Genomic DNA, 20,582 nt, shown 5'->3' on the forward strand with positions numbered 1-20,582 from the left:
ATTTGCAGTTAAAAACAAATCGATATTTTGAGCGTAATTAAAAATTTGGCGCTAAATTTGCCCTATCAATCACAATCAAAAATCATCAATCATGTTAAAACAATTTTTTATCCTTTGTTCCGGTGCCGACCGAGATTTATTAGAAGGATGTTCAGAAGGCGAACAAACCAAATATGTTGGTATTGGTGCCACCGTATTCTTTACCGCTGTAATGGCGTTTTTAGCCAGTGCTTATGCGCTTTTCACCGTTTTTGATTCTATTTATCCCGCTTTAATTTTTGGGTTTGTATGGAGTTTATTGATTTTTAATTTAGACCGATTTATCGTTTCTACAATTAAAAAGAGAGACCGCTTTATGGATGAATTTCTGCAGGCGACTCCGCGTATTCTACTTGCGATTATTATTGCTATTGTAATTTCGAAACCATTGGAAATTAAAATTTTCGAAAAAGAAATCAATACTATTTTATTGAAAGAGAAAAACGAAATGGAATTAGCCAATAAAAAGCAAATTGGAACGTATTTCAAAACCGATTTAGATAAAAATAAGGCTGAGATTGCAGCTTTAAAAGCAGATATTGTAAAGAAAGAAAAAGAAGTAAACGCTCTTTATTCGACTTACATTACAGAAGCGGAAGGAACTGCCGGAACTAAAAAACTAGGAAAAGGCCCAGTTTATAAAGAAAAACGCGAAAAACACGATGCATCTTTAAAAGAATTTGAAACCCTGAAAAAGACAAACGAAGCTAAAATTGCCGAAAAAGAAAAAGCTGGAAAACAACTTCAAGCCGATTTAGATAAAAAAGTTTCGCAGACCCAGCCAATTATTGAAGGTTTCGACGGATTAATGGCGCGTATAAATGCTTTAAACAAACTACCGTGGCTTCCGTCATTTTTTATAATGTTGTTATTTTTGGCAATCGAAACGTCTCCAATTATTGCCAAATTATTAGCTCCAAAAGGAGAATTCGACTTTAAACAAGAAGAAGCCGAAACAGCGATGAAAGCTACTTTGGAACAAAACAAATACCAACGTGAATTATTAATGAAAACAAGTGCAGAAATGCATGATCGAGTATACGCTGATATTGCAGAAGATAAAGGCTTGTATGATTTACAGCGAAAAAATGCAAAAGAGTTATTAGAGTTGCAGTCACACAACTTTTTAGACAAACAAAAGGCTACACTTTAGTTTATTTAACCGCAAAGGTCGCAAGGATTTACGCAAGGTTCGCAAAGTTTATAAAAGAAAAACCATCAGTTTGTCTGATGGTTTTTTTTATGATTTCATTGCGTGCTTAGCGTAAATCCTTGCGACCTTTGCGGTTAGAAATTTACATATAACTTAAAATTTCTTTTTTGTAAGCATCATATTCTCCCTGCATGATTAAACCATTGTCAAGAAGTTTTTTATAATTCTGTAATTTATCAAAAAGTTCTTCTTTCGATAATTCGCTTAATTTGCGATCTCCGGTTGAAGGCTGCGCTGGCTGAATTGGTTCAAAAGTTTCAGTATATACTGGCGCTGCTGGTAAAATTTCAGCAAAGTTTGTTACTTCTTCCGTTTCAACTTCTTCAACTTCTTCTGTTTCCTCTTCAAAAACAGGTTCAGCAACTTCCTGAACTGGCGCTCCTGCAGAAACCGGATTTTTCAATAAATCCAATTGTTCTTTAGCGTAAGTATAAATTTTTCTAGCCTGAATTTTCGGAATATAATCAATAGAAACAGCTAAATCTGTTTTTGTACCAAATGAAAATTCAGAACCTAAGATATTTTCTTTTACAAAAGTACTTGCAATATCATCCCAAGTATAATCTGTAAAATCCATAGAAAGACCTAAATTTTTAGGTTTACAGATAATGATACGTTTGTTTGTTAATACAATACTATCAGGAAAAACAGTAATTGCAGGTTTTTTTTGCACTGCGATGTATCCAACTTCTTCGCCTTTCATCAATAAATCGTTGAGTTTTGAAGTGATTTTTTCAATCGCTTTTGGATCTTGTTCTTCGTTTAGGAATTTTTTAAATTGTTCTTTCATTGTTGTATAAGTTGTAACTAAGTTGCTAAGTTTTTTTTCTTACCGTGCAAATGTAATGCCTAATTTTCTAATTCGATAATTTCATTCTGAATTTTCTTTGTCAAACTTTTGAAAACCAATTCATACGAATGATCTATCAATTCTTTGACGAATTTATCTGGAAGATTTCCGTTTAATGCAACCGTATTCCAATGCACTTTACTCATATGAAATCCCGGTTTTATCTCATCATATTCAGCTCTGAGTTCCTGTGCGCGGTCTGGATCACATTTTAAATTGACCGAAGCTTCATTTTTTTCCCATTGTGATAAGGAAGATAAAGCAAACATTTTGCCGCCCACTTTAAAAACCAAAGTATCTTCATCAAAAGGAAAATGCTCGCTCACACCTTTTTTCGAAAGACAATATTCGTAAAACGTTTCTAAATTCATATCATTTATTATTTACCAATTTCACCTAAATGTGTGTATTTAAAACCCTTTTCATATTTTAATCCGTAACCAAAAACACGATCCATCGCTGAATGTGAAAATAAAATAATTCCGGCTAATTGAACGCTTTCAATACTTAAATAATATCCTAAAGCATAAATTAAAAGCGCAATACCTTTATGATGAAAGAGGTTATAGAAAAAAGCACCTGTTTTGTTGCCAAAAACATATCCAATCATCGATAAATCTGGAACCAATATTAAAACTAAAAACCACCACCAATCGTAACTTAAACGGTTAAAAAGAAATATTCCCAGAATAAATAAAGCCGTTTCTTCGAGTTTAATAATTGTTTTCATCATACTATTTTTTCCATCATTTTTTCAGGATGATTCAGTTTTGTAAATCCAAATTTCTCGTATAAAAAGTGAGCGTCACTTGTCGCCAATCTCCAAATTTTCACATCTTTAAGTTGAGGTTCATTCATCATCGTTTCAATTAAAATCGACGAATATCCTTTTCCGCGATGTTCTTCTGTAATAAAAACATCCATTAAATATGCAAAAACTACATAATCGGTAATCACGCGCGCAAAGCCAATTTGTTTGTCATTTAAATAAATTCCAAAACAAATCGAAGCATCAATTGTTGTTTGCACTTCCTCAATAGTTCGTCCCGCAGCCCAATAAATATCTTTTAAAAATTTTTGTATAAACGGAACGTCGAGTTTGGTTTTATCTGTTGAAACACTAATCATAGTTTATCTGTTTTTTTGCCACGAATTTCACGAATTTTCACGAATTTCTTTTTTTTATTTTGCCACAGATTAAAAAGATTTACACAGATTTAATCATTTTTAATCCTTTAATCTGTGGCAAAAAAGCAGGATTAATTCGTGAAAATTTGTGAAATTCGTGGCAAACTTTTAAATTTTATATAAAATTGGTTTGCTCGGACTTGCGTCATTTTCAAACGAAGCGATTTGAAGATTTAGTATATAATTTCCATCTTCAATTTCGTCTGGAACATAAATCATTTCAGTAATTGTTGCATTCAATCGTGCATCAGAATTTAGATTGTGCGTGTCTTTTACATTCCAAAACGCTTTATGGGCTAATAATTTGCCTTCGTCATGTTCTTTATCAACGCTTGGCAAGTCGATCAATAAATGCTGAATTTCGCTTTCGCGGATAAAAACCGCAGCTTCTTCAGACAAATAAGGCGGATTTGTATTCGAATATTTCCTTGATTTTTTTTCCTTTTGATTTGGAAGCGTTCGAATTACTAATGCTGTCATGCTGAGCGAAGTCGAAGCGCTCAACGCTTTTTCGATTAATTCTTTCGTAATCACAAAATCATCTCCAATTTCCTCTGGCTCAACCGTAATCAACTTAGCAAAAAAGAAAAACTGTTTAAGCGATTGATTAATGCTGTAAAAATCATTTGTGATATGTCCTAGACACTCTGTATGCGTTCCATGCCCATGCGGATTGAAGAAAATATTATTAAAATTCGTAGATGATTTTCCTTCCGAAACTTTCCCAATCCAATCGCCAAAAACCACTGGTTCAATAACCGGTTTTGCGATATACCAGGCAATAGGGTTTTCATCTGTATTTGTTAATGGAATAGAGATATCAATAGGTTTTGATAAGTCGATTTCGAAATTGTTGATTTTTGCTATCATAATTTAACCGCAAGGTTCGCTAAGGTTTACGCAAAGGGCGCAAGGATTTTATTAAAGATTGTTTGCTATTCTTTTAACTCCATGTTTTAATAATGCAACATTAAAATTTATTAATAACCCTAGTTTGCAATTTGTTAGTTTTAAGTAAGTCAATAGTTGAGCAAAATGAACTTCATTTAAACAATCGACTGCTTTTATTTCCAAAATTAGTTTATTTTCTACTAAAATATCTAATCGATAACCAACATCTAGTTTTACTTCTTCATATATTAAAGGTAAAGCTTTTTGTTTTTCAACTGATAAACCAAGTTTTCTTAATTCAAAAAATAGACATTCTTCGTAAGCACTTTCCAAAAGTCCTGGACCTAAAGTCTGGTGAACTTTTAAAGCAGAATTAAATACAATTCGGGATAAATCATTTTCTGTCATAAAATCAATATTAAAGCTCAAATATAGCATTTGAAAATTTTAAAATATAATTTTATTCTTACAAAAAAAATGAATAGCGTTCTTTGCGTAAACCTTAGCGAACCTTGCGGTTAAACTTCAGAATCTAAATAAAATAAATCTGAAGCAATTCCATCGGTTAAAAATTTTCCTTTTAGAGTTGGTTTTAGGATGTTATTTTCGATTGAAAGCAAATCGTCGTTTAAAAATTTCTGAGATTGTTTTTCCAGATAATTCAAATATTCCAAACCAAATTCCTTTTCAATTCTTTCTAGAGAAACGCCCCAAATCGTTCGTAACCCCGTCATAATATATTCATTATAACGATCTGAAATAGTCAGGATTTCTGTTTCAATAGGAAGTTCATCATTCTGAATTGCTTTTAAATACAATGAATTATTTGCAATATTCCAGCCTCTTTTTATGCCGTCATAACTATGTGCAGAAGGTCCGATTCCGATATATTTTTTGCCTAACCAATAAGCCGAATTGTTTTTGGAGAAATAATTCTCTTTTCCAAAATTGGATAATTCGTAATGGATAAATCCATTTTTTTGAAGCGTTTCAACCAAAATCATAAAATGATTCGAAGCTGCTTCGTCTTGCGGTTCCGCAATTTTTCCAGTTTGAATTAATTTGCTCAAAGCCGTTTTCGGTTCAACCGTCAAAGCATAACTCGAAATATGCGGAATACCAAAACTCAAAGCCGTTTCGATATTTTGTTTCCACATTTCGTCGCTCATTCCCGGAATTCCGTAAATTAAATCGAGCGAAATATTATCAAAATACTTTGTCGCTTCTTCTAAACATTTTTTGGCTTCCGCCGAATTATGAGCGCGATTCATCATCTTCAAATCTTCTTCATAAAAAGACTGAATCCCAATACTTAATCTATTTATCGGACTTTTAGATAATTCTAAAATTCGTTCGGCAGATAAATCATCGGGATTGGCTTCCAATGTAATTTCTGGATTTTCTGAAACATTATAATTTTTATAAACTTCTGCAATTAAAAAGTTGATTTCGTCATTTGATAATACAGAAGGAGTTCCACCGCCAAAATAAATAGTTTCTACAATTTCATTTGTGAATTCGTTTTTGCGCACAATAATTTCTTTGGCTAAAGCCAAAACCATTTCGTCTTTCTTTTTCATTGAAGTAGAAAAATGAAAGTCGCAATAATGGCAAGCCTGCTTGCAAAATGGAATATGGATGTAGATACCTGACATAATAAAAAAAAGAGCAAGGTAAATCTTGCTCTTCAATTATCAATATTAATTAATGATAAATTATGTTTTATTAGAATTCTGCACTTTCTTTAAAGGTACCATTCGAAATGACAATTTTTGCTTTAGTCACCGGATGTGTTGCGGTTAAACTAAAAGTTCCTGCTGCTAAATAATCATTCAGGGTTGTAAAAGTAACGGTTCCGGAAACATCATAAGTAACGTCTTCGTGAGTTGCTACATCGTATTTTTGAAAAGAAATTCGGTAAGTATTATTGCTTGTAAAATTATAAGTTCCTGTTTTTGCTTCATAATCAGGAAATGCAATACCAATGGTATACTCGCCGTCATTCTGTGCATAAATTATTTTTGTCTCCTGATTTTCAATTGTACCTTCAAATGCTAAACCATGCCAGTCTTTTCCATCAATTTTAGCAAAAGTACCAAGTCCTTCAATTTCTGGAGTAATGTCTTTATAAGGAACTTTAAACGAACCGCTTACGTTAACAAAATCTGATTCGTAATCATAGCCGTTTTCATATACTTTTCCGGAAAATTTAACCTGAACTGTCTTGTCTGTGGTATTTAGATTTTCTAAAGTAAAGGTAAAAGTATTAGAAGTAAAATTTTCAGAAGCTACCAGCCAAGGAATCTGACTGGTTACTGATGTAGGATTTGTAGTAGCTTGGTACAAATTTCCATAAATATTAAATTTAAAACCAATTGCCATTCCTTCTTGAGATGTTCCCAAAACTTCTATGAAATCACCTTGTTTTTGGGCTTCCCATGTTTTTGCGGTTTGTACTTTACCGTCATATGTAAAGTTAAAATAAGCTTCAGCGGATGAATTTTCGTCATCATTACTGTCATTAGAAGAACATGAGGAAATAAACGCCGTAAATAAAACGAACACAATAACTTTAAATTTTGTCATTGGAAAATTTGGGTTTTGGATTAATTATAACAAATATAATTATTTTCGAACCTTATCCTCATTTTGTTTTACAAAAGCATCCCAGCCAGTATAACTTTTTCCAGCCACAATTTTCCCTGAATTAAAGAAATGACAAACCGCAGCCGCCAAACCATCGGTTGAATCCAGATTTTTAGGTAATTCTTTTAAACCTAAAAGTTGCTGTAACATTTTTGCAACTTGTTCTTTACTGGCATTTCCGTTTCCGGTAATTGCCATTTTTATCTTTTTTGGTTCGTATTCCGTAATCGGAATATCTCTTGAAAGTCCCGCGGCCATCGCAACACCTTGTGCGCGTCCTAATTTCAACATCGATTGTACGTTTTTACCAAAGAAAGGTGCTTCAATCGCAATTTCATCTGGATGGTGCGTTTCGATTAATTCAATGGTTCTTTCAAAAATGATTTTTAGTTTTTGGTAATGATTGTCGTATTTGGACAATTGCAATTCGTTTAACTGCAAAAATTCCATTTTTTTATTGATGACTCTTATCAATCCAAAACCCATAATTGTGGTTCCGGGGTCAATACCTAATATGATGCGTTCTTTTGTCATTATTTGTTGGGTTACACAAAGTCTCGCTAAGTTGCCGCAGAGATTCACAAAGTTTTTATATCTCTGTGTGTCTTTGTGATTTCTTCGTGAATCTTTGTGAAATAGCATTTTCGCAATACTTTTGCTTACTTTTGCGGCATGATTTCAATTCCTCACAAAGCTAAGCAATTCCTTGTTCTTCTAGTCAAACTTTTGATTGTAGGCGGTGCATTTTATTTTATTTACGATCAGCTGGCAAATAACGACAAACTTGACTGGCAGAAATTCATTGTTTTGTTTCAAAAAAATCAATCAGTTTTAGGGATTTCGTTTATATTGCTTTTGAGCGTTTTGAATCGTTATTTTGAAATTTTAAAATGGCAGAATCTTGCCAAAGTAATTCATCAAATCTCAGGTTATGAAGCTACAAAGCAGGTTTTAGCAGCTTTAACGGCCGGAATTTTTACACCAAACGGAGTAGGAGAGTACGCCGGTAAAGCGTTGTATTATCCAAAAAACGATGCTAAAAAAGTAGTTTTCCTAAACTTAATTTGTAACGGAATCCAGATGATTTTGACCGTTATTTTCGGAATATTTGGATTGATGTATTTCAATGCAAAATACAATGTTATTACATCAAAAACAGTTGCGATTTTGTTTGGAGGATTTATTGTGATTTTGATTATTTTATTTTCTCTGAAAAAAATTAAAATTAAAGGTTATTCAATTGAAAAACTAATTCATAAAATCAATGAAATTCCGAAACCTATTCATCAAAAAAATATTCTTTTAGGAGTTTTAAGATATTTAGTTTTCTCACATCAATATTACTTTTTGTTTTTAGCTTTTGATGTTGATTTGCCCTATTTAACTTTAATGGCGGCAGTTACATCTGTCTATTTTTTAGCTTCATCTTTGCCAACCTTTCAGTTTTTAGACTTTGCAGTAAAAGGAAGTGTAGCCATTTATTTCTTCGGAATTCTGGGCGTAAACGAATGGATTGTAGTTTTTATAAGCACCTTAATGTGGTTTCTAAATGTGGTTTTGCCAGTTGTTTTAGGAAGTTATTTTGTCCTGAATTTTAAAACCAAAAGCGCAGCATGATTTTCGGTTTATTTGAAATATTGATCCTTTATATAATAAGTATCGGTTCACTTATTCAGGGTTTTTTCAAAGTGAAAAACTATCAAAATAAAGGTTTAACTCCAAAGACAAGTTTTACAATTATAGTTCCATTTCGAAATGAGGAAAAGAATCTTCCAAAACTTTTAAAAAGCTTTTCAAACCTAAATTATCCCACAGATTTATTTGAAGTAATTTTAGTTGATGATAGCTCTAAAGAGAAATTCCAAGTTTTAAATTCCAAATTCCAAATTACGATAGTTGATAATGTTAGGAATTCAAATTCGCCAAAAAAAGACGCCATTACAACTGCAATGCAGCATGTAAAAACCAATTGGGTAATTACAACAGATGCCGATTGTATTGTTCCGGAAAACTGGCTTTTGACTTTCGATAATTATATTCAGGAAAATAAAGTTTCAATGCTTGCCGGTGCGGTTTCGTATGAATGCGAAAATTTATTTCTGCATCATTTTCAGCAATTAGATTTAACCAGTCTACAAGGCGCAACAATTGGCAGTTTTGGTTTAGGCAAAGGTTTTATGTGCAACGGAGCAAATTTTGCTTACACAAAATCATTGTTTGAAAACTTAAAAGGTTTTGATGGAAATGATAAAATTGCCAGCGGAGACGATGTTTTTTTACTGCAAAAAGCCATTGAAAAATTCCCAAACGAAGTTCATTATTTAAAAGCCCAAGAAGCAATCGTAATTACAAAACCAACCGAAACCTGCAAATCTTTATTTTACCAAAGAGTTCGCTGGGCGGCAAAAACAAGTTCCTATAAAAGTACGTTTGGAAAGTTTTTAGGAATAATTGTTTTCTTCGGAAATTTGAGTTTTGTGATCGCGTTTTTCTTATTTGTTTTAAGAATCTGGCATTATCCATTCTTCGTTTTATTTGCTTTTTTAAAGTTCACAATCGATTTTATTCTGCTTTATAAAACCAATCAATTTTTGACTAAAACCAGAATAAAAAGCCTTTTATTGAGTAGTTTATTGTATCCGTTTTTCAGCTCAACAGTAGCCTTATATAGTTTATTTGGTTCGTACGAATGGAAAGATCGACGCTTTGTAAAATAGTTTAAACCATATAAGTTATATAAGTGATTTAAGCTAAAATCAAATCGAGGTGTTTTTGCTTGCTCAAAATTTTGCACCAAGTTTTTAAATGAACTTATATCACTTATATGGTGAAAAAAAAAGCTATTCTTTAGCTTTAATAATTACAGGCAGCGTAAACTGTGTTTTTACAGGAAGACCGCGTTTTATAGCCGGATTTACTTTAGGGAAATCAACTAAACGCGCATGAAGAATGCTGTCAATTCTAATAGTGTCGTAAGCAACAGAATCTTTTTGAAATTCAGGCTCGAATTTCATTTTCGAATTAGGAAAAACAGTCACTTTTACCTGTATAGTATCAAGATCAGGATATAAAATAGATAAACTATCAACGTTTAGTTTTTGCTGAATAAGCTGAGACATTACATCAAAAAAACACTTTTGACGCTCCTTTTTATCATTGATTGTTTCGCATTCAGCAACAGTAGGATATTCGTCAACCTCTTTCCAATTTATAGATTTTAATTCCTTTTGCAGTAATTCTTTCTCAGAGGGAACCTTCTTCTCAAAATATTGACAAGAATTAAAAAATAGTAAAAGAATAAAAATAGAAAAATGCTTCAAGGCTTTGATGTTGAATTGGATAAAATAAACTGAAGTATAAAAATACGATTATTTTTTTTGAGAACCTTTGTATTCTAAATAATCTTCATACCTTTCTGAAAGCCAATGTTCTTTGTTTTGTGCAGCAACCTCCTTTTGATCAGGATATAATTTTGCAAGGCGATCAGAAAAGGTCGCAATTTGAACCGTATAATTGTAAAATTCGGTTTTGGTTAAAAGAATATCCGGATCATTTTTATGAGTAAAAAATTCAAAGAAAAGAGTATCAAATTCTTTCATAGAAAAGTTTAATATCTTCTTCTTGTTGCTTTTATAAATACTGTCTTGCAGTAATTGATCGTCGATGGAAAGTTTTTTGGTTTGCGCGCATGTCGTATTGATTGAAAAAATCAAAGACAACAAAAGAATAAATTGCAAAAAAGTGCGCATGTTTAATTTTATAAAGTTTTGTAGGTGCAAAATTACAAAAATATATGGATTTACTATTATTAACGTTAGGTTTTGTATGCATGATTATAGGTATTTTAGGTAGTTTTTTACCTGTTTTGCCTGGTCTTACAAGTTGTTGGGTTGGCTTATTGCTGTTGAATTTAACAAAAGCAGTCGAAAATAATTACTGGCTTTTAGGAATGACACTTGTACTCACAATAATTATCACAGTTTTAGATTATATAATTCCGGCAAAAGGCACCAAAAAGTTTGGCGGAAGTTCCTACGGAGTTTGGGGAACAAACATTGGATTAATAGTTGGAATTCTTGCCCCAATACCTTTTGGAGTTATAATTGGGCCATTTGTTGGAGCATTAGTTGGCGAATTAATTTACGACTCAACAAATCATAAACGTGCGATTAAGGCCGCGACAGGTTCCCTTCTTGGCTTCCTTGCGTCGAGTTTTATAAATTTCTTATTCTGCATCATATACCTCGGAATTTTTTTACACACCACATGGGAATATCGAAACATATTGTTTTAATTATGTAACAAATAATTAGCTTTTTTCTTATTTTTTATTTTTTTTAAGAAAAATTTGAAATTTTTTAAGAAAATATTTCAGTTTGCTTTGATTACGAAAGCGTTATATTTACTGGTATTGAGCGTTTTTTTTGTTAAGGCGCTAACAATCTAACGTGTAAATTCTCCACTTATTTTTTGGATATGTTAAAATATTTTATATTTTTATCCTGATAAACGATAAAAAGCCCCACTTTATCGATTATTTTGAATGAGTATAAATTATTATCTAATAAGTTATGAGTATGACCCCAAACCTACAAATTGAGCTTAGACGTTTTATTTCTTCTAACGTTGTTTCAAAACTAAATAAATTTTATTTTGAAAATGATGCACTCCTGATAAAGGGAATTGATGTTTCGATTGGTACAGTTTTAATGGGTCTCTACAATAAGGCTGAAGAATCAGGGTTTTATAAAGAAGTTGTCTCACTAATTGAAGATAATTCCGGATTTTACCAGGAAGTCGATTTTACTTCAGGCAGAATTTTATCAGTCGACGACTGTTATCGTTTAGAAGGAAATCCACTCCTAAAAGAAATTTTCGCCAATAAAAAAGGCAGAATTTCTGAAATGATTTCAAACGAAGTCGGAATCAAAAGCGAAACGGCCCGCGAAATACTTAACTTCTCTGCACTACTTGTAGTCTCTTATCTTAAAAATAATATCCAATTACTAGACAGTTTAAAATTACTGTTAGAAGAACAAAAAAGAGACATCTTAAACAGCATTCAGCCAGGAATCAAAATCATCTTAGGATTTTCATGTTACGAAACTGTTGAAGACAAAAATCAAAACATCGGAAGATCAATCTTTACACTTTTCGGACATAACTTTTTCAGTTTCTGAATAAAAAAAATCCCATTTTACAAAGTAAAACAGGATTCTAATGTATTTGATATTTAATTTGAAAGTTTAGTTTCTATGAATTTTTCAAATTAATAATTTCCTGATCTGTCAAAAAGCGCCAGTTTCCTCTAGGAAGATTCTTCTTAGTTAAGCCAGCAAAAGCAACGCGGTCAATACGTAAAACATCATAATTAAAGTGTTCGAAAATAGCACGAACCACTTTTACATTCGATGATTTTAGTTTAAGGCCAACTTCACTTTTCGCTTCTTTTTCAATATAGCTAACTTCTTCAACAAACACACGGTGTCCGTCAAGAACTAAGCCTTTACTGATTTTTTCTAAATCCTCAAATTTCAAATTCTTATCTAAAGAAACCTGATAAATTTTAGAAGATTTTTGATTCGGTAAAGTAAACTTACGAATCATGTCAGTATCGTTAGTGAACAATAACAATCCAGTTGTATTTTTGTCCATTCTTCCCACCGCAGCAATTTTTGAATTGGTAGAACCACGTACTAGTTCCAGAACGTTACGGTATTCCTGACCTTCATCAAGTGCAGTAGTAAAGTTTTTAGGCTTGTTTAATAAGATATATTCTTTCTTTTCTGGAGTCAAAGTAACCCCATCAAAGTTTACAACATCATTCAATTTTACTAAATAACCCATTTCAGTAACCGGAACGCCATTTACTTTCACGTTTCCAGACTGAATATATATATCCGCATCACGACGAGAACAAACCCCAGAATTTGAGATATATTTGTTCAAACGAATTTCGTCAGAAGCCTTTTGTCTCTTTGCCGGCTGATTTTGTTTTTTAATTTTTTCAGCTGCTGCTTCCTTCGCTGCTGTAACTTCAGGTTTCGCTTTTTTAGGCCCTTGCGCACGCTTAGCCATAGGAGGTTTTGGCTTGCTTGAGTTTGATCTTGAGCTATTTGGTCTAGATCCGCCTCTTTTATTATTGCCTTCCTTATTGTTCATAAATTCTGTAATTTGTGCAAAGATAGTTTTTTCCTGCTAATAAATCTTAAGTTCAATGTTCTTAGATTGATAGCATTCGATTTTAAGATGATTTGAAGCAGCACAATTGGCTTTTTTTGAGGCATTGGTTCCCGCTTTTCGTTCCAATCTTTTATTTTTTAAAGAAAAAAATAAAAGGATTTCCACTGCAATCGGGGCTAGAATTTAAACAATAGGCTTTTTTTAAACATTTAGTTATTACACAAAGCCACTCAAAGCCAGCACAAAGAGGACAAAAGAAAAATCGGCAAAAATTAAAATAACCAGCGAAAACCCGTTAAACCTGTAAAATCAGCGGGCCAACCTAAAATGTAGAAATCAATTCACGTCCGTGCCATAAAACACTCGGATTAATCAAAACAATGCAAAAAACTCCCGAAACAATCAAAAACTTCAAGACATTATGCAGTAATAAAAATTGCTCTTTAGAATTGGATCTCCATAAATAAACAAGGAAAAAAAGCAAAACCATAAAACACACATAAAAGTAAATATCCATATAACCAACATCATAAACATTCACCAAAATATAAACCGGAATTACCGTTAAAAACGTCAAAACCGTAATAATTTGTTTAGAAACCTTTTCGTTGTATGTAATTGGAATAGTATGATAATCATTGGCCAAATCACCTTTCAAATTCTCCAAATCCTTTATCATTTCCCGAATCAAAAGCAATAAAAACAAAAACATCGCGTGTGCCGAAATTACCGCAAAATGACTTCTGTGATTCTCAATTTCTTCAAAAGAAATCGAATTATAGAAATACAATAAAATTGCAAAAAACGGAATTACAGCCATAAATGCTGCAGTCAAATTTCCAACAATTGGATATTTCTTAATTTTATGAGAGTAAAACCAAATCAGGAAAATATAAGCCGAAAAGAATAAAAAAGCACGCCAGGAAACAATCGAAGCCATTAAAACTGCCAGGAAATTTAAACTGAAATAAACCGTCAGTTTTGTTTTCTGACTCACCAATCGATCCAGCATTGATTTGTTAGGACGATTAATTAAATCTTTCTGACTGTCGTAAAAATTATTGATAATATAACCCGAAGCAATCGTAATCGCCGAAGCAAATACAATCAAAAACAAATAAAAATCCAGCAATATATCCAACGCTCTTTTTTCTGGAGCCAAAATAAAAATCGCCGATAAATATTGGGCTAGAACAATAATAGGAATATTGTAGCCGCGTACCACAGAAAACAAACTAACAATTTTCATAACTAAAAGTTTGTGCTGTCTGCTTAACATAAATTATTGTGGTGTTGGATTAGATTAAGGGAAGTTAAAGGATATTTTTGAAACCTGAAATTTAGAGTTTGTTTTTTAACAATTCTTTAGAGCCAAAACCTAGTTTTCGAATGCAGGCCAAAGCTTCTTTTTGTGTCATATCAATTTCTTTAATGTCTTTTTTTTCTACAAAACAAACCGAACCACTCCACGGATTTGGTGCATCTGGAATAAAAACAGTAAAGTTGTTTTCATTTATTTGTTCTATTAAAAAGGCAAATTGCCAGCCGGCATCTGTAGGAACTAAAATAACTTTTAAATCTTCTTTCGATTCAAGTCCCATAATATTTTCATTCATGCTTTTCATAAATGAATATCCGGGAACAAAACTTAAAACGCCATTCTCTAATTTATGAATGAGCTTTTTTGCTCCGGCAGTTCTGGCCAGTAAACCCGCTGTAAAACAAATAAGAATTAAGATTATAGTGCCAACAAGTTCCTGAAGTGCAATTCCTAAAACATGTACTCTCGGTAGGAAATTTACAAGCGGAAGCGTGACTTTTTGAATGATACCGTATCCTTTTTCAAGAATAATAAGCAGTACAACCAAAGGTGCCAAAAACAGAATTCCTCCTAAAAAAGTTGCTCTAATTATTTTTAAAATGCTTTTCATAATAAATAACTTTTTAGGATGAATACTTATGAAAATCTAATCAAATAATTTCGGCTTTTAAGAGTTAAAACTGATAAACTACTTCTAACTTATAATCTTTTAATGAGGCTTTTGCGCGTTCAAGATCTTCAGTAAAACCAAGAATATAACCGCCGCCTCCAGAACCGCAAAGTTTTAGGTAATAATCGTTTGTGTCAATTCCATTTTGCCAGATTCCGTGAAATTGTTCCGGAATCATTGGTTTGAAATTGTTTAAAACAACTTTTGAAAGCTTTTTAGTGTTAGTAAACAAAGACTTCATGTCGCCATGTAAAAAGTTTTCTACACAAGCGTCAGTGTATTTTACGAATTGGTTTTTAAGCATGGCACGGAAACCTTTATCTTTTAGGTTTTCCATAAAAATGCTAACCATTGGAGCAGTTTCTCCAACAATTCCAGAGTCTAATAAAAACACAGCACCTTTTCCGTCAAAACTCTGAGTCGGAATTCCGGTTGCTTCAATATTATCTTTAGAATTAATTAAAATCGGGATACTCAAATAACTGTTTAACGGATCTAAACCAGAACTTTTTCCGTGGAAAAAACTCTCCATTTGAGAAAATATATTTTTTAACTGTAATAGTTTTTCACGGGTTAAATTCTCTAAAACTGTGATTTTGTTTGTAGCATATTTGTCATAAATAGCCGCCACAAGTGCACCGCTGCTTCCAACTCCGTATCCTTGTGGAATACTTGAATCGAAATACATTCCAGTTTCGACATCATTTTTAAGAGCTGCTAAATCGAAAGTAACCAATTCCGGCTGTTCTGTCTGCAAAACTTCAAGATAAGCTGCAAAACTTTGTAAGCTTTTGTTTGATGCAATTGCTTCTGCCGAAGGTTCTTCAGACTTCTTCAACGCGCCATTGTAAAAATTATAAGGAATAGAAAGTCCTTTAGAGTCGCGGATAATTCCGTATTCTCCAAAGAGTAATATTTTTGAGTAAAATAAAGGTCCTTTCATGATTTATTTTATGTCTTTTTTTATTTTATTTGGGTCTTGTCTGGTGATTTTTAGCCTTTTATGTATAATCCAATAATCATCATGGCCAAAGCAAAAAACAGACCAACAAACCATTTAATCATATCATTTTTTGCATCTACAATTTCTTTCTTTACAAAATCTTTAGTCGCTATTTCGTTTTTATCTTGTCTAATTTCTTCGCTAATAGTTCTGTCAATTGCTTCAACAAATTCCTTAGCCTTACTCTCATCAAGATTAAGTTCTTTTCTAAATAAATCGTAAAGTTTTATAGTTGCAGTATTCATGTTCTGACTTAAAAATATGTATTATAAATATAAAGATAAGCAAAATTATAATGCAATTGCTCCGTCTCCAATTTTGTCGCAAATATACTGACGATTCTGACAAAACACAACTAATTTGTCCTGAATAAATTGTAATACTTTTTCGCTAACGTTTTCGGGATAAAGAACATGCACATTTGCACCGGCATCAAGCGTAAAACAAACCGGAATCTGAGTTTCTTGTCTAAATTTCCAGATTGCATTTATGATTTCTAATGTGTTTGGTTTCATTAAAATAAAATACGGCATCGAAGTCATCATCATGGCATGTAAAGTCAATGCTTCACTTTCGACAACTTTAATGAATTCACCTAAATTTCCGTTTTCAAAAATGGCAATTAATTTATCCAGATTTTCATGTGCCTGAGCAAAACGTCTTTCGGCATAAGGATGATTGTGCATTAAATCGTGCCCAACGGTGCTAGAAACTTGTTTTTCACCTTTGTCAACCAATAAAATAGTATCCTGATAATTCTTGAAATTCTCGTGAATCGTGTACGGAAATTCAACCCCAAATAAATCAGTGCTTCCTTCAATATTGGCCTGATTTCCCCAAACCACAACATTTCCTTTTACACTTCGGCAGGCACTTCCTGAACCTAAACGCGCTAAAAAGGAAGCTTTTTGATAAAAGTATTCATCTGTCATTTCCGGATTCAGTAATTTCTCCAAACTCATAAAATTCATTGCCAAAGCAGCCATTCCAGAAGCCGAAGATGCAATTCCTGAACTATGCGGGAATGTATTTTGTGTATCAATCGTAAAATGATAGTCTTTTAAAAATGGCAGATAAACTTCAACTCGTTCTAAAAACTTCTGAATTTTAGGTTTGAAATCTTCTTTCGGTTTTCCTTCAAAAAGCAAATCAAAAGAAAAATTTGTCACGCTGAGCGAAGTCGAAGCGTCTCGTTTTTCAAACCCTAATTTCGTAATCGTTTTACAATTATTCAAAGTAAAACTTACCGAAGGATTTGCCGGAATCTGATTGTCTTTTTTTCCCCAATATTTAACTAATGCAATATTGCTGGGAGCGCTCCATTCAAAGTTTCCGTTTTCGATTGTTGAAGTATATGGATTTGGAATAAAATCAGCTGCTGTAAACATGAAATATAAATTTTGGCAAAGATAGTTTTTTCACCATAATAGATAATTTTTTCACCATATAAGTTATGTAAGATCTTATAAGCGGGTTTTGCTAAAATGAACTTATATAACTTATATGGTTTAAATTTTCTTTTGACTATTTTTGGATACAAAATTTGATAAAATGAACAAGACCGTAAAAATCATAATAGCTTTAATTATTTGTTTAGCAGTAGGATATTCTGCAAGTATGGTAACAAGACCAAGTGTAGAAAGCTGGTATCCAACAATTGCGAAACCAGTTTTTAATCCGCCGAATTGGATTTTTATGCCGGTTTGGACTACACTTTATATTTTTATGGCAATTGCAGCAGCACTTGTTTGGGATAAAATAAAAGAACAAACCGAAAAGGTAAAAACAGCACTTCTTTTCTTTTTAATTCAATTAACGCTTAATGCGATTTGGTCTTATTTATTCTTCGGATTAAAAAACCCGCTTTTGGCATTAATTGAAATTGTTCTTTTATGGCTGATGATTTACGAAACGTATTTAAAATTCACCAAAATCAATAAAATCTCAGGTTATTTGTTGATCCCGTATTTAGCGTGGGTTGCATTTGCAGCGGTTTTAAATGCTAGTATTTGGTGGTTGAATAAGTAAAATTTTTGTTTCACGTTTTAAGTTTTTTTAGTTTCAGGTTTAATTGATACGTTTTACTTTATGAATAAATTCAAGGCTTTTGTTATTGTGTTGATTTTAATTTCGTTTAAGGGTTTTGCTTGCTTAAATGGAGATACTAAGGTTTTGAAAAATGGGGTTCAGGTTTATATTGACTTTAGAGGGCTTGTTCCGCATGGTCATAATTTTTTCACTAAAGAATTTCCTGAATTAATAATTGAACTTGATAAATTATATAAAAAAACGAATGATATAGATTATCTGTCTGACAAAGGATATCTTTTAATCGTTCAAGGGAAATATCAGGAGGCTTTAAAATTATATTTAGATATTGAAAAAATAAAACCTAACCGATATTCAACGGCTTCTAATTTGGGAACGCTGTATGAGTTGATGGGGGAAAATGAAAAGGCATATCAATGGATTGAAAAATCTATAGAGATCAATCCAAAATCTCACAAAGGATCTGAATGGTTACATTTAAGGATATTGGAAGCCAAAGTTAAGAAGATAGAAAATGTTACCGGAGAGTTTTTGATAAATGAGAGTTTTGGGAAGGATGCATTTCCAAAAACCGATTTATCTAAAAAAGAATTAGAGAAATTAGCTCAGTCTATTTATTATCAGGTTAATGAGCGAATAAGTTTTATAAAGCCTAAAGATAAAATTATTTCTGTTTTACTTTTTGAACTTGGGAATGCCGTAAAGATAATTGGAGAAAATGAAAACGCTACAAGAATTTATAATCTTGCCAAAGAATATGGTTTTCAAGATGAATTAATTAATAGGAGGCTGACTTCTTACTTTCAAGGCAAAGTATATAATATCAAAAAAGAAAACCAGGAAAAAAATAAGGGAGGAATTGTTAATTATCTTAATCAAATCGAAACTATTTGGATTGTTCTATCCATAATTGGGGGGATTTTATTGATTGGTTTAATTGTTATTTATTTTCAAAGGAAGAATTTGAAAAAAATATTAAAGATTAGATAATTAAGTTTTTAAACTTCTAATTAGATTGTTTTAATTTTCGAAATTCTAAAGGATTAATGCCTTCATGTCGGCTGAAATATCTCGAAAGATTTTTAATATCAGTATATCCGCAAACATCTGAAATTTCAGTAATAGATAATTCCGTTTCGATTAAAAGCTGTTTGACTTGTTTGATTCGGAGTGTGTTGATTTCGTCAAGAATACTTCGTTTTAAAACCAATTGAAATCTTTTTTCCAGAACTCTTCGGGATAATGCCGTTGCATTTACAACATCGTCTACAGATATTCTTTCTTTATAATTGTAATAGATAAAATGCAGCGCTTTGCTTATTTCTTTGTCATTTACAGCCAGAAAATCAGTTGATCTTCGAGTAATTATCTGTAAATGTTCGACCTGAATATCGTTATAAACACCATTTTTATTCGTCATCATTTTATCAAGAAGCTGGGCAGTTTCAAAACCTGCTTTTTCAGTATTTAAAGAAATACTCGATAAAGGCGGATCAGATAGATTGCAAATACTCAAATCGTTGTCGACGCCAAGTACAGAAACTTGTTCAGGAACATTAATTCCAACCGCTTTGCAAGCTTCAGTAACATGTTGTCCCTGATTATCATCGCAAGTCATAATGGCGATAGGCTTTGGTAACGCCTTAAGCCAATCTGCCAATTGCGATTCTTTATAACTCCACAACGGCGGAGTTTCTTCTTTTTGATGTTGGTAGATATGAACATTAAAATTGAATTCTGCTGCTTTTTCGCAAAAACCTTCACATCTTTCACGCGACCAAACAATATTATCGAAACCATAAAATCCAAAGTTTTTAAACCCTTTTTCGATAAAGTAAGAAGCCGCCATTTGTCCCGTTTCTTTATAAAGTCCGGTAATATTCGGGATTCCAACAAAACGTTCATTTGTGTCTTGCGCAATAATTGGAATGTCTAATGAAAGTAGTTTTTCGAATACTTGTTCATTTTCAATTTGGGCAATAATTCCATTTGCACCCCAGGTTTTTGCCCACGAAATCGCGTTTTTTAATTCCTTTTTATTTCCGCTTACAATTGGAATTCTACAAAAGTTAAACGGACCAAATAGTCGGGAATACTTCGCAATTCCGTTTAAAAGCCCTCGTCCATATTCTTCAGAAAAGTTAACTAATAGCAATACTTTCGGTATCATTTTATTTGATATTAATTTGGAATTGAACGCTTTACATTAAAATAAAATCTGGAAACAACTTATAATACACTTTAAATTCTGGAATTGTAAATATTCGCAAAATGAAGATTAATTATCGCAAATATACCATTATCAATTAAAATACAAGTCTATTTTTGTTTCGTGGTTTTTAATAAAAAACATAAAAACGTTTTAATTATTAGTTTTTTCAACTCTTTTTTAAAGCATTTAATTTTTTTTACTGCTTTTGGTAAAATGTACCATTTGAAGCTTTGTAGTAAAAAAATGATGAATTTTATTATATAACCAGAAGATTTAAAACGTTTTAAATCTTAAATTTTGTTAACCAATACCTTAAT

Annotated in this window: 25 protein-coding genes; 7 read left to right on the top strand and 18 right to left on the bottom strand. The window is 32.1% G+C overall.

Annotated features, from left to right (window positions below; translation table 11 throughout):
• The first annotated feature begins 91 nt into the window (after window positions 1-91).
• Window positions 92-1,192 (top strand): DUF4407 domain-containing protein, encoded by a 1,101-nt coding sequence (locus B3C18_RS21165; RefSeq protein WP_291151434.1) that lies wholly within the window; start codon window positions 92-94, stop codon window positions 1,190-1,192.
• Window positions 1,193-1,334: 142 nt separating this feature from the next.
• Here the strand turns inward: B3C18_RS21165 and B3C18_RS21170 are convergent, their stop codons facing one another.
• The 9 genes from B3C18_RS21170 to ruvC all read right to left on the bottom strand — a co-directional run bounded on the left by B3C18_RS21170 (window position 1,335) and on the right by ruvC (window position 7,361).
• Window positions 1,335-2,042, bottom strand: a complete 708-nt coding sequence (locus B3C18_RS21170; protein WP_291151437.1) for a PH domain-containing protein — start codon at window positions 2,040-2,042, stop codon at window positions 1,335-1,337.
• 59 nt (window positions 2,043-2,101) lie between these two features.
• Window positions 2,102-2,473, bottom strand: a complete 372-nt coding sequence (locus B3C18_RS21175) for an MmcQ/YjbR family DNA-binding protein (RefSeq protein ID WP_256636730.1) — start codon at window positions 2,471-2,473, stop codon at window positions 2,102-2,104.
• Window positions 2,474-2,481: 8 nt separating this feature from the next.
• Window positions 2,482-2,832, bottom strand: coding sequence for a DUF4260 domain-containing protein (locus B3C18_RS21180; protein WP_291151701.1), 351 nt, complete (start codon window positions 2,830-2,832; stop codon window positions 2,482-2,484).
• Complete coding sequence (locus tag B3C18_RS21185; protein WP_291151444.1) at window positions 2,832-3,230, bottom strand: GNAT family N-acetyltransferase; 399 nt, start codon at window positions 3,228-3,230, stop codon at window positions 2,832-2,834. Before B3C18_RS21185 ends, B3C18_RS21180 begins: the two co-directional genes overlap by 1 nt.
• A gap of 168 nt (window positions 3,231-3,398) precedes the next feature.
• Window positions 3,399-4,160, bottom strand: a complete 762-nt coding sequence (locus B3C18_RS21190; protein WP_291151447.1) for a cyclase family protein — start codon at window positions 4,158-4,160, stop codon at window positions 3,399-3,401.
• A 51-nt stretch (window positions 4,161-4,211) separates the two neighbouring features.
• The gene (locus tag B3C18_RS21195) at window positions 4,212-4,589 is read right to left on the bottom strand and encodes a GxxExxY protein (protein ID WP_291151450.1); all 378 of its coding nucleotides are present in this window, start codon (window positions 4,587-4,589) and stop codon (window positions 4,212-4,214) included.
• Between the two features lie 110 nt (window positions 4,590-4,699).
• On the bottom strand, window positions 4,700-5,836 hold the full coding sequence (hemW, locus tag B3C18_RS21200) for a radical SAM family heme chaperone HemW (RefSeq protein WP_291151452.1): 1,137 nt from the start codon (window positions 5,834-5,836) through the stop codon (window positions 4,700-4,702).
• Window positions 5,837-5,906: 70 nt separating this feature from the next.
• Window positions 5,907-6,767 carry a DUF6252 family protein gene (locus B3C18_RS21205; protein WP_291151454.1) on the bottom strand — a complete coding sequence of 287 codons (861 nt, stop codon included), beginning with the start codon at window positions 6,765-6,767 and terminating at the stop codon, window positions 5,907-5,909.
• Between the two features lie 39 nt (window positions 6,768-6,806).
• Entirely contained in the window at window positions 6,807-7,361 is a 555-nt protein-coding gene (ruvC, locus tag B3C18_RS21210; RefSeq protein WP_291151456.1) for a crossover junction endodeoxyribonuclease RuvC, read from the bottom strand.
• A 138-nt stretch (window positions 7,362-7,499) separates the two neighbouring features.
• Between ruvC and B3C18_RS21215 the strand changes: the two genes are divergently transcribed.
• Both B3C18_RS21215 and B3C18_RS21220 read left to right on the top strand, forming a co-directional pair.
• On the top strand, window positions 7,500-8,444 hold the full coding sequence (locus B3C18_RS21215; RefSeq protein WP_291151458.1) for a lysylphosphatidylglycerol synthase domain-containing protein: 945 nt from the start codon (window positions 7,500-7,502) through the stop codon (window positions 8,442-8,444).
• A complete protein-coding gene (locus B3C18_RS21220; protein ID WP_291151459.1) occupies window positions 8,441-9,544 on the top strand; it encodes a glycosyltransferase family 2 protein in 1,104 nt (367 codons plus the stop codon). The genes B3C18_RS21215 and B3C18_RS21220 overlap by 4 nt, the downstream gene beginning before the upstream one ends.
• A 123-nt stretch (window positions 9,545-9,667) precedes the next feature.
• On the opposite strand, the gene B3C18_RS21225 is transcribed toward B3C18_RS21220, so the two are convergent.
• Window positions 9,668-10,147: a hypothetical protein gene (locus tag B3C18_RS21225; protein ID WP_291151462.1), complete on the bottom strand. Its 480-nt coding sequence runs from the start codon at window positions 10,145-10,147 to the stop codon at window positions 9,668-9,670.
• Window positions 10,148-10,195: 48 nt separating this feature from the next.
• A complete protein-coding gene (locus tag B3C18_RS21230) occupies window positions 10,196-10,426 on the bottom strand; it encodes a hypothetical protein (RefSeq protein ID WP_291151465.1) in 231 nt (76 codons plus the stop codon).
• A 194-nt stretch (window positions 10,427-10,620) separates the two neighbouring features.
• Between B3C18_RS21230 and B3C18_RS21235 the strand changes: the two genes are divergently transcribed.
• Window positions 10,621-11,121 carry a DUF456 domain-containing protein gene (locus B3C18_RS21235; RefSeq protein WP_291151468.1) on the top strand — a complete coding sequence of 167 codons (501 nt, stop codon included), beginning with the start codon at window positions 10,621-10,623 and terminating at the stop codon, window positions 11,119-11,121.
• 283 nt (window positions 11,122-11,404) lie between these two features.
• Window positions 11,405-12,007 carry a DUF937 domain-containing protein gene (locus B3C18_RS21240; protein ID WP_291151471.1) on the top strand — a complete coding sequence of 201 codons (603 nt, stop codon included), beginning with the start codon at window positions 11,405-11,407 and terminating at the stop codon, window positions 12,005-12,007.
• Window positions 12,008-12,080: 73 nt separating this feature from the next.
• Here B3C18_RS21240 and B3C18_RS21245 read toward each other — a convergent pair whose 3' ends face one another.
• From B3C18_RS21245 to B3C18_RS21270, 6 genes are all read right to left on the bottom strand, one after another.
• Entirely contained in the window at window positions 12,081-12,989 is a 909-nt protein-coding gene (locus B3C18_RS21245; RefSeq protein WP_291151474.1) for a pseudouridine synthase, read from the bottom strand.
• A gap of 343 nt (window positions 12,990-13,332) precedes the next feature.
• On the bottom strand, window positions 13,333-14,289 hold the full coding sequence (locus B3C18_RS21250) for a geranylgeranylglycerol-phosphate geranylgeranyltransferase (RefSeq protein WP_291151477.1): 957 nt from the start codon (window positions 14,287-14,289) through the stop codon (window positions 13,333-13,335).
• 61 nt (window positions 14,290-14,350) lie between these two features.
• Window positions 14,351-14,941 carry a DUF502 domain-containing protein gene (locus B3C18_RS21255; RefSeq protein WP_291151480.1) on the bottom strand — a complete coding sequence of 197 codons (591 nt, stop codon included), beginning with the start codon at window positions 14,939-14,941 and terminating at the stop codon, window positions 14,351-14,353.
• Between the two features lie 64 nt (window positions 14,942-15,005).
• Window positions 15,006-15,944: a mevalonate kinase family protein gene (locus B3C18_RS21260; RefSeq protein WP_291151484.1), complete on the bottom strand. Its 939-nt coding sequence runs from the start codon at window positions 15,942-15,944 to the stop codon at window positions 15,006-15,008.
• A gap of 50 nt (window positions 15,945-15,994) precedes the next feature.
• Window positions 15,995-16,249 (bottom strand): hypothetical protein, encoded by a 255-nt coding sequence (locus B3C18_RS21265; protein WP_291151487.1) that lies wholly within the window; start codon window positions 16,247-16,249, stop codon window positions 15,995-15,997.
• Window positions 16,250-16,294: 45 nt separating this feature from the next.
• Window positions 16,295-17,392, bottom strand: a complete 1,098-nt coding sequence (locus tag B3C18_RS21270; protein ID WP_291151490.1) for a diphosphomevalonate/mevalonate 3,5-bisphosphate decarboxylase family protein — start codon at window positions 17,390-17,392, stop codon at window positions 16,295-16,297.
• 163 nt (window positions 17,393-17,555) lie between these two features.
• Between B3C18_RS21270 and B3C18_RS21275 the strand changes: the two genes are divergently transcribed.
• Entirely contained in the window at window positions 17,556-18,032 is a 477-nt protein-coding gene (locus B3C18_RS21275; RefSeq protein WP_291151493.1) for a TspO/MBR family protein, read from the top strand.
• Between the two features lie 60 nt (window positions 18,033-18,092).
• The gene (locus tag B3C18_RS21280) at window positions 18,093-19,043 is read left to right on the top strand and encodes a tetratricopeptide repeat protein (RefSeq protein ID WP_291151496.1); all 951 of its coding nucleotides are present in this window, start codon (window positions 18,093-18,095) and stop codon (window positions 19,041-19,043) included.
• Window positions 19,044-19,059: 16 nt separating this feature from the next.
• On the opposite strand, the gene B3C18_RS21285 is transcribed toward B3C18_RS21280, so the two are convergent.
• Window positions 19,060-20,223: a xylose operon transcription regulator XylR gene (locus B3C18_RS21285; RefSeq protein ID WP_291151499.1), complete on the bottom strand. Its 1,164-nt coding sequence runs from the start codon at window positions 20,221-20,223 to the stop codon at window positions 19,060-19,062.
• Window positions 20,224-20,582 lie beyond the last annotated feature (359 nt).

Origin of the sequence: Flavobacterium sp. UBA7680 (assembly GCF_002482975.1) — a bacterium.
GTDB lineage: Bacteria > Bacteroidota > Bacteroidia > Flavobacteriales > Flavobacteriaceae > Flavobacterium.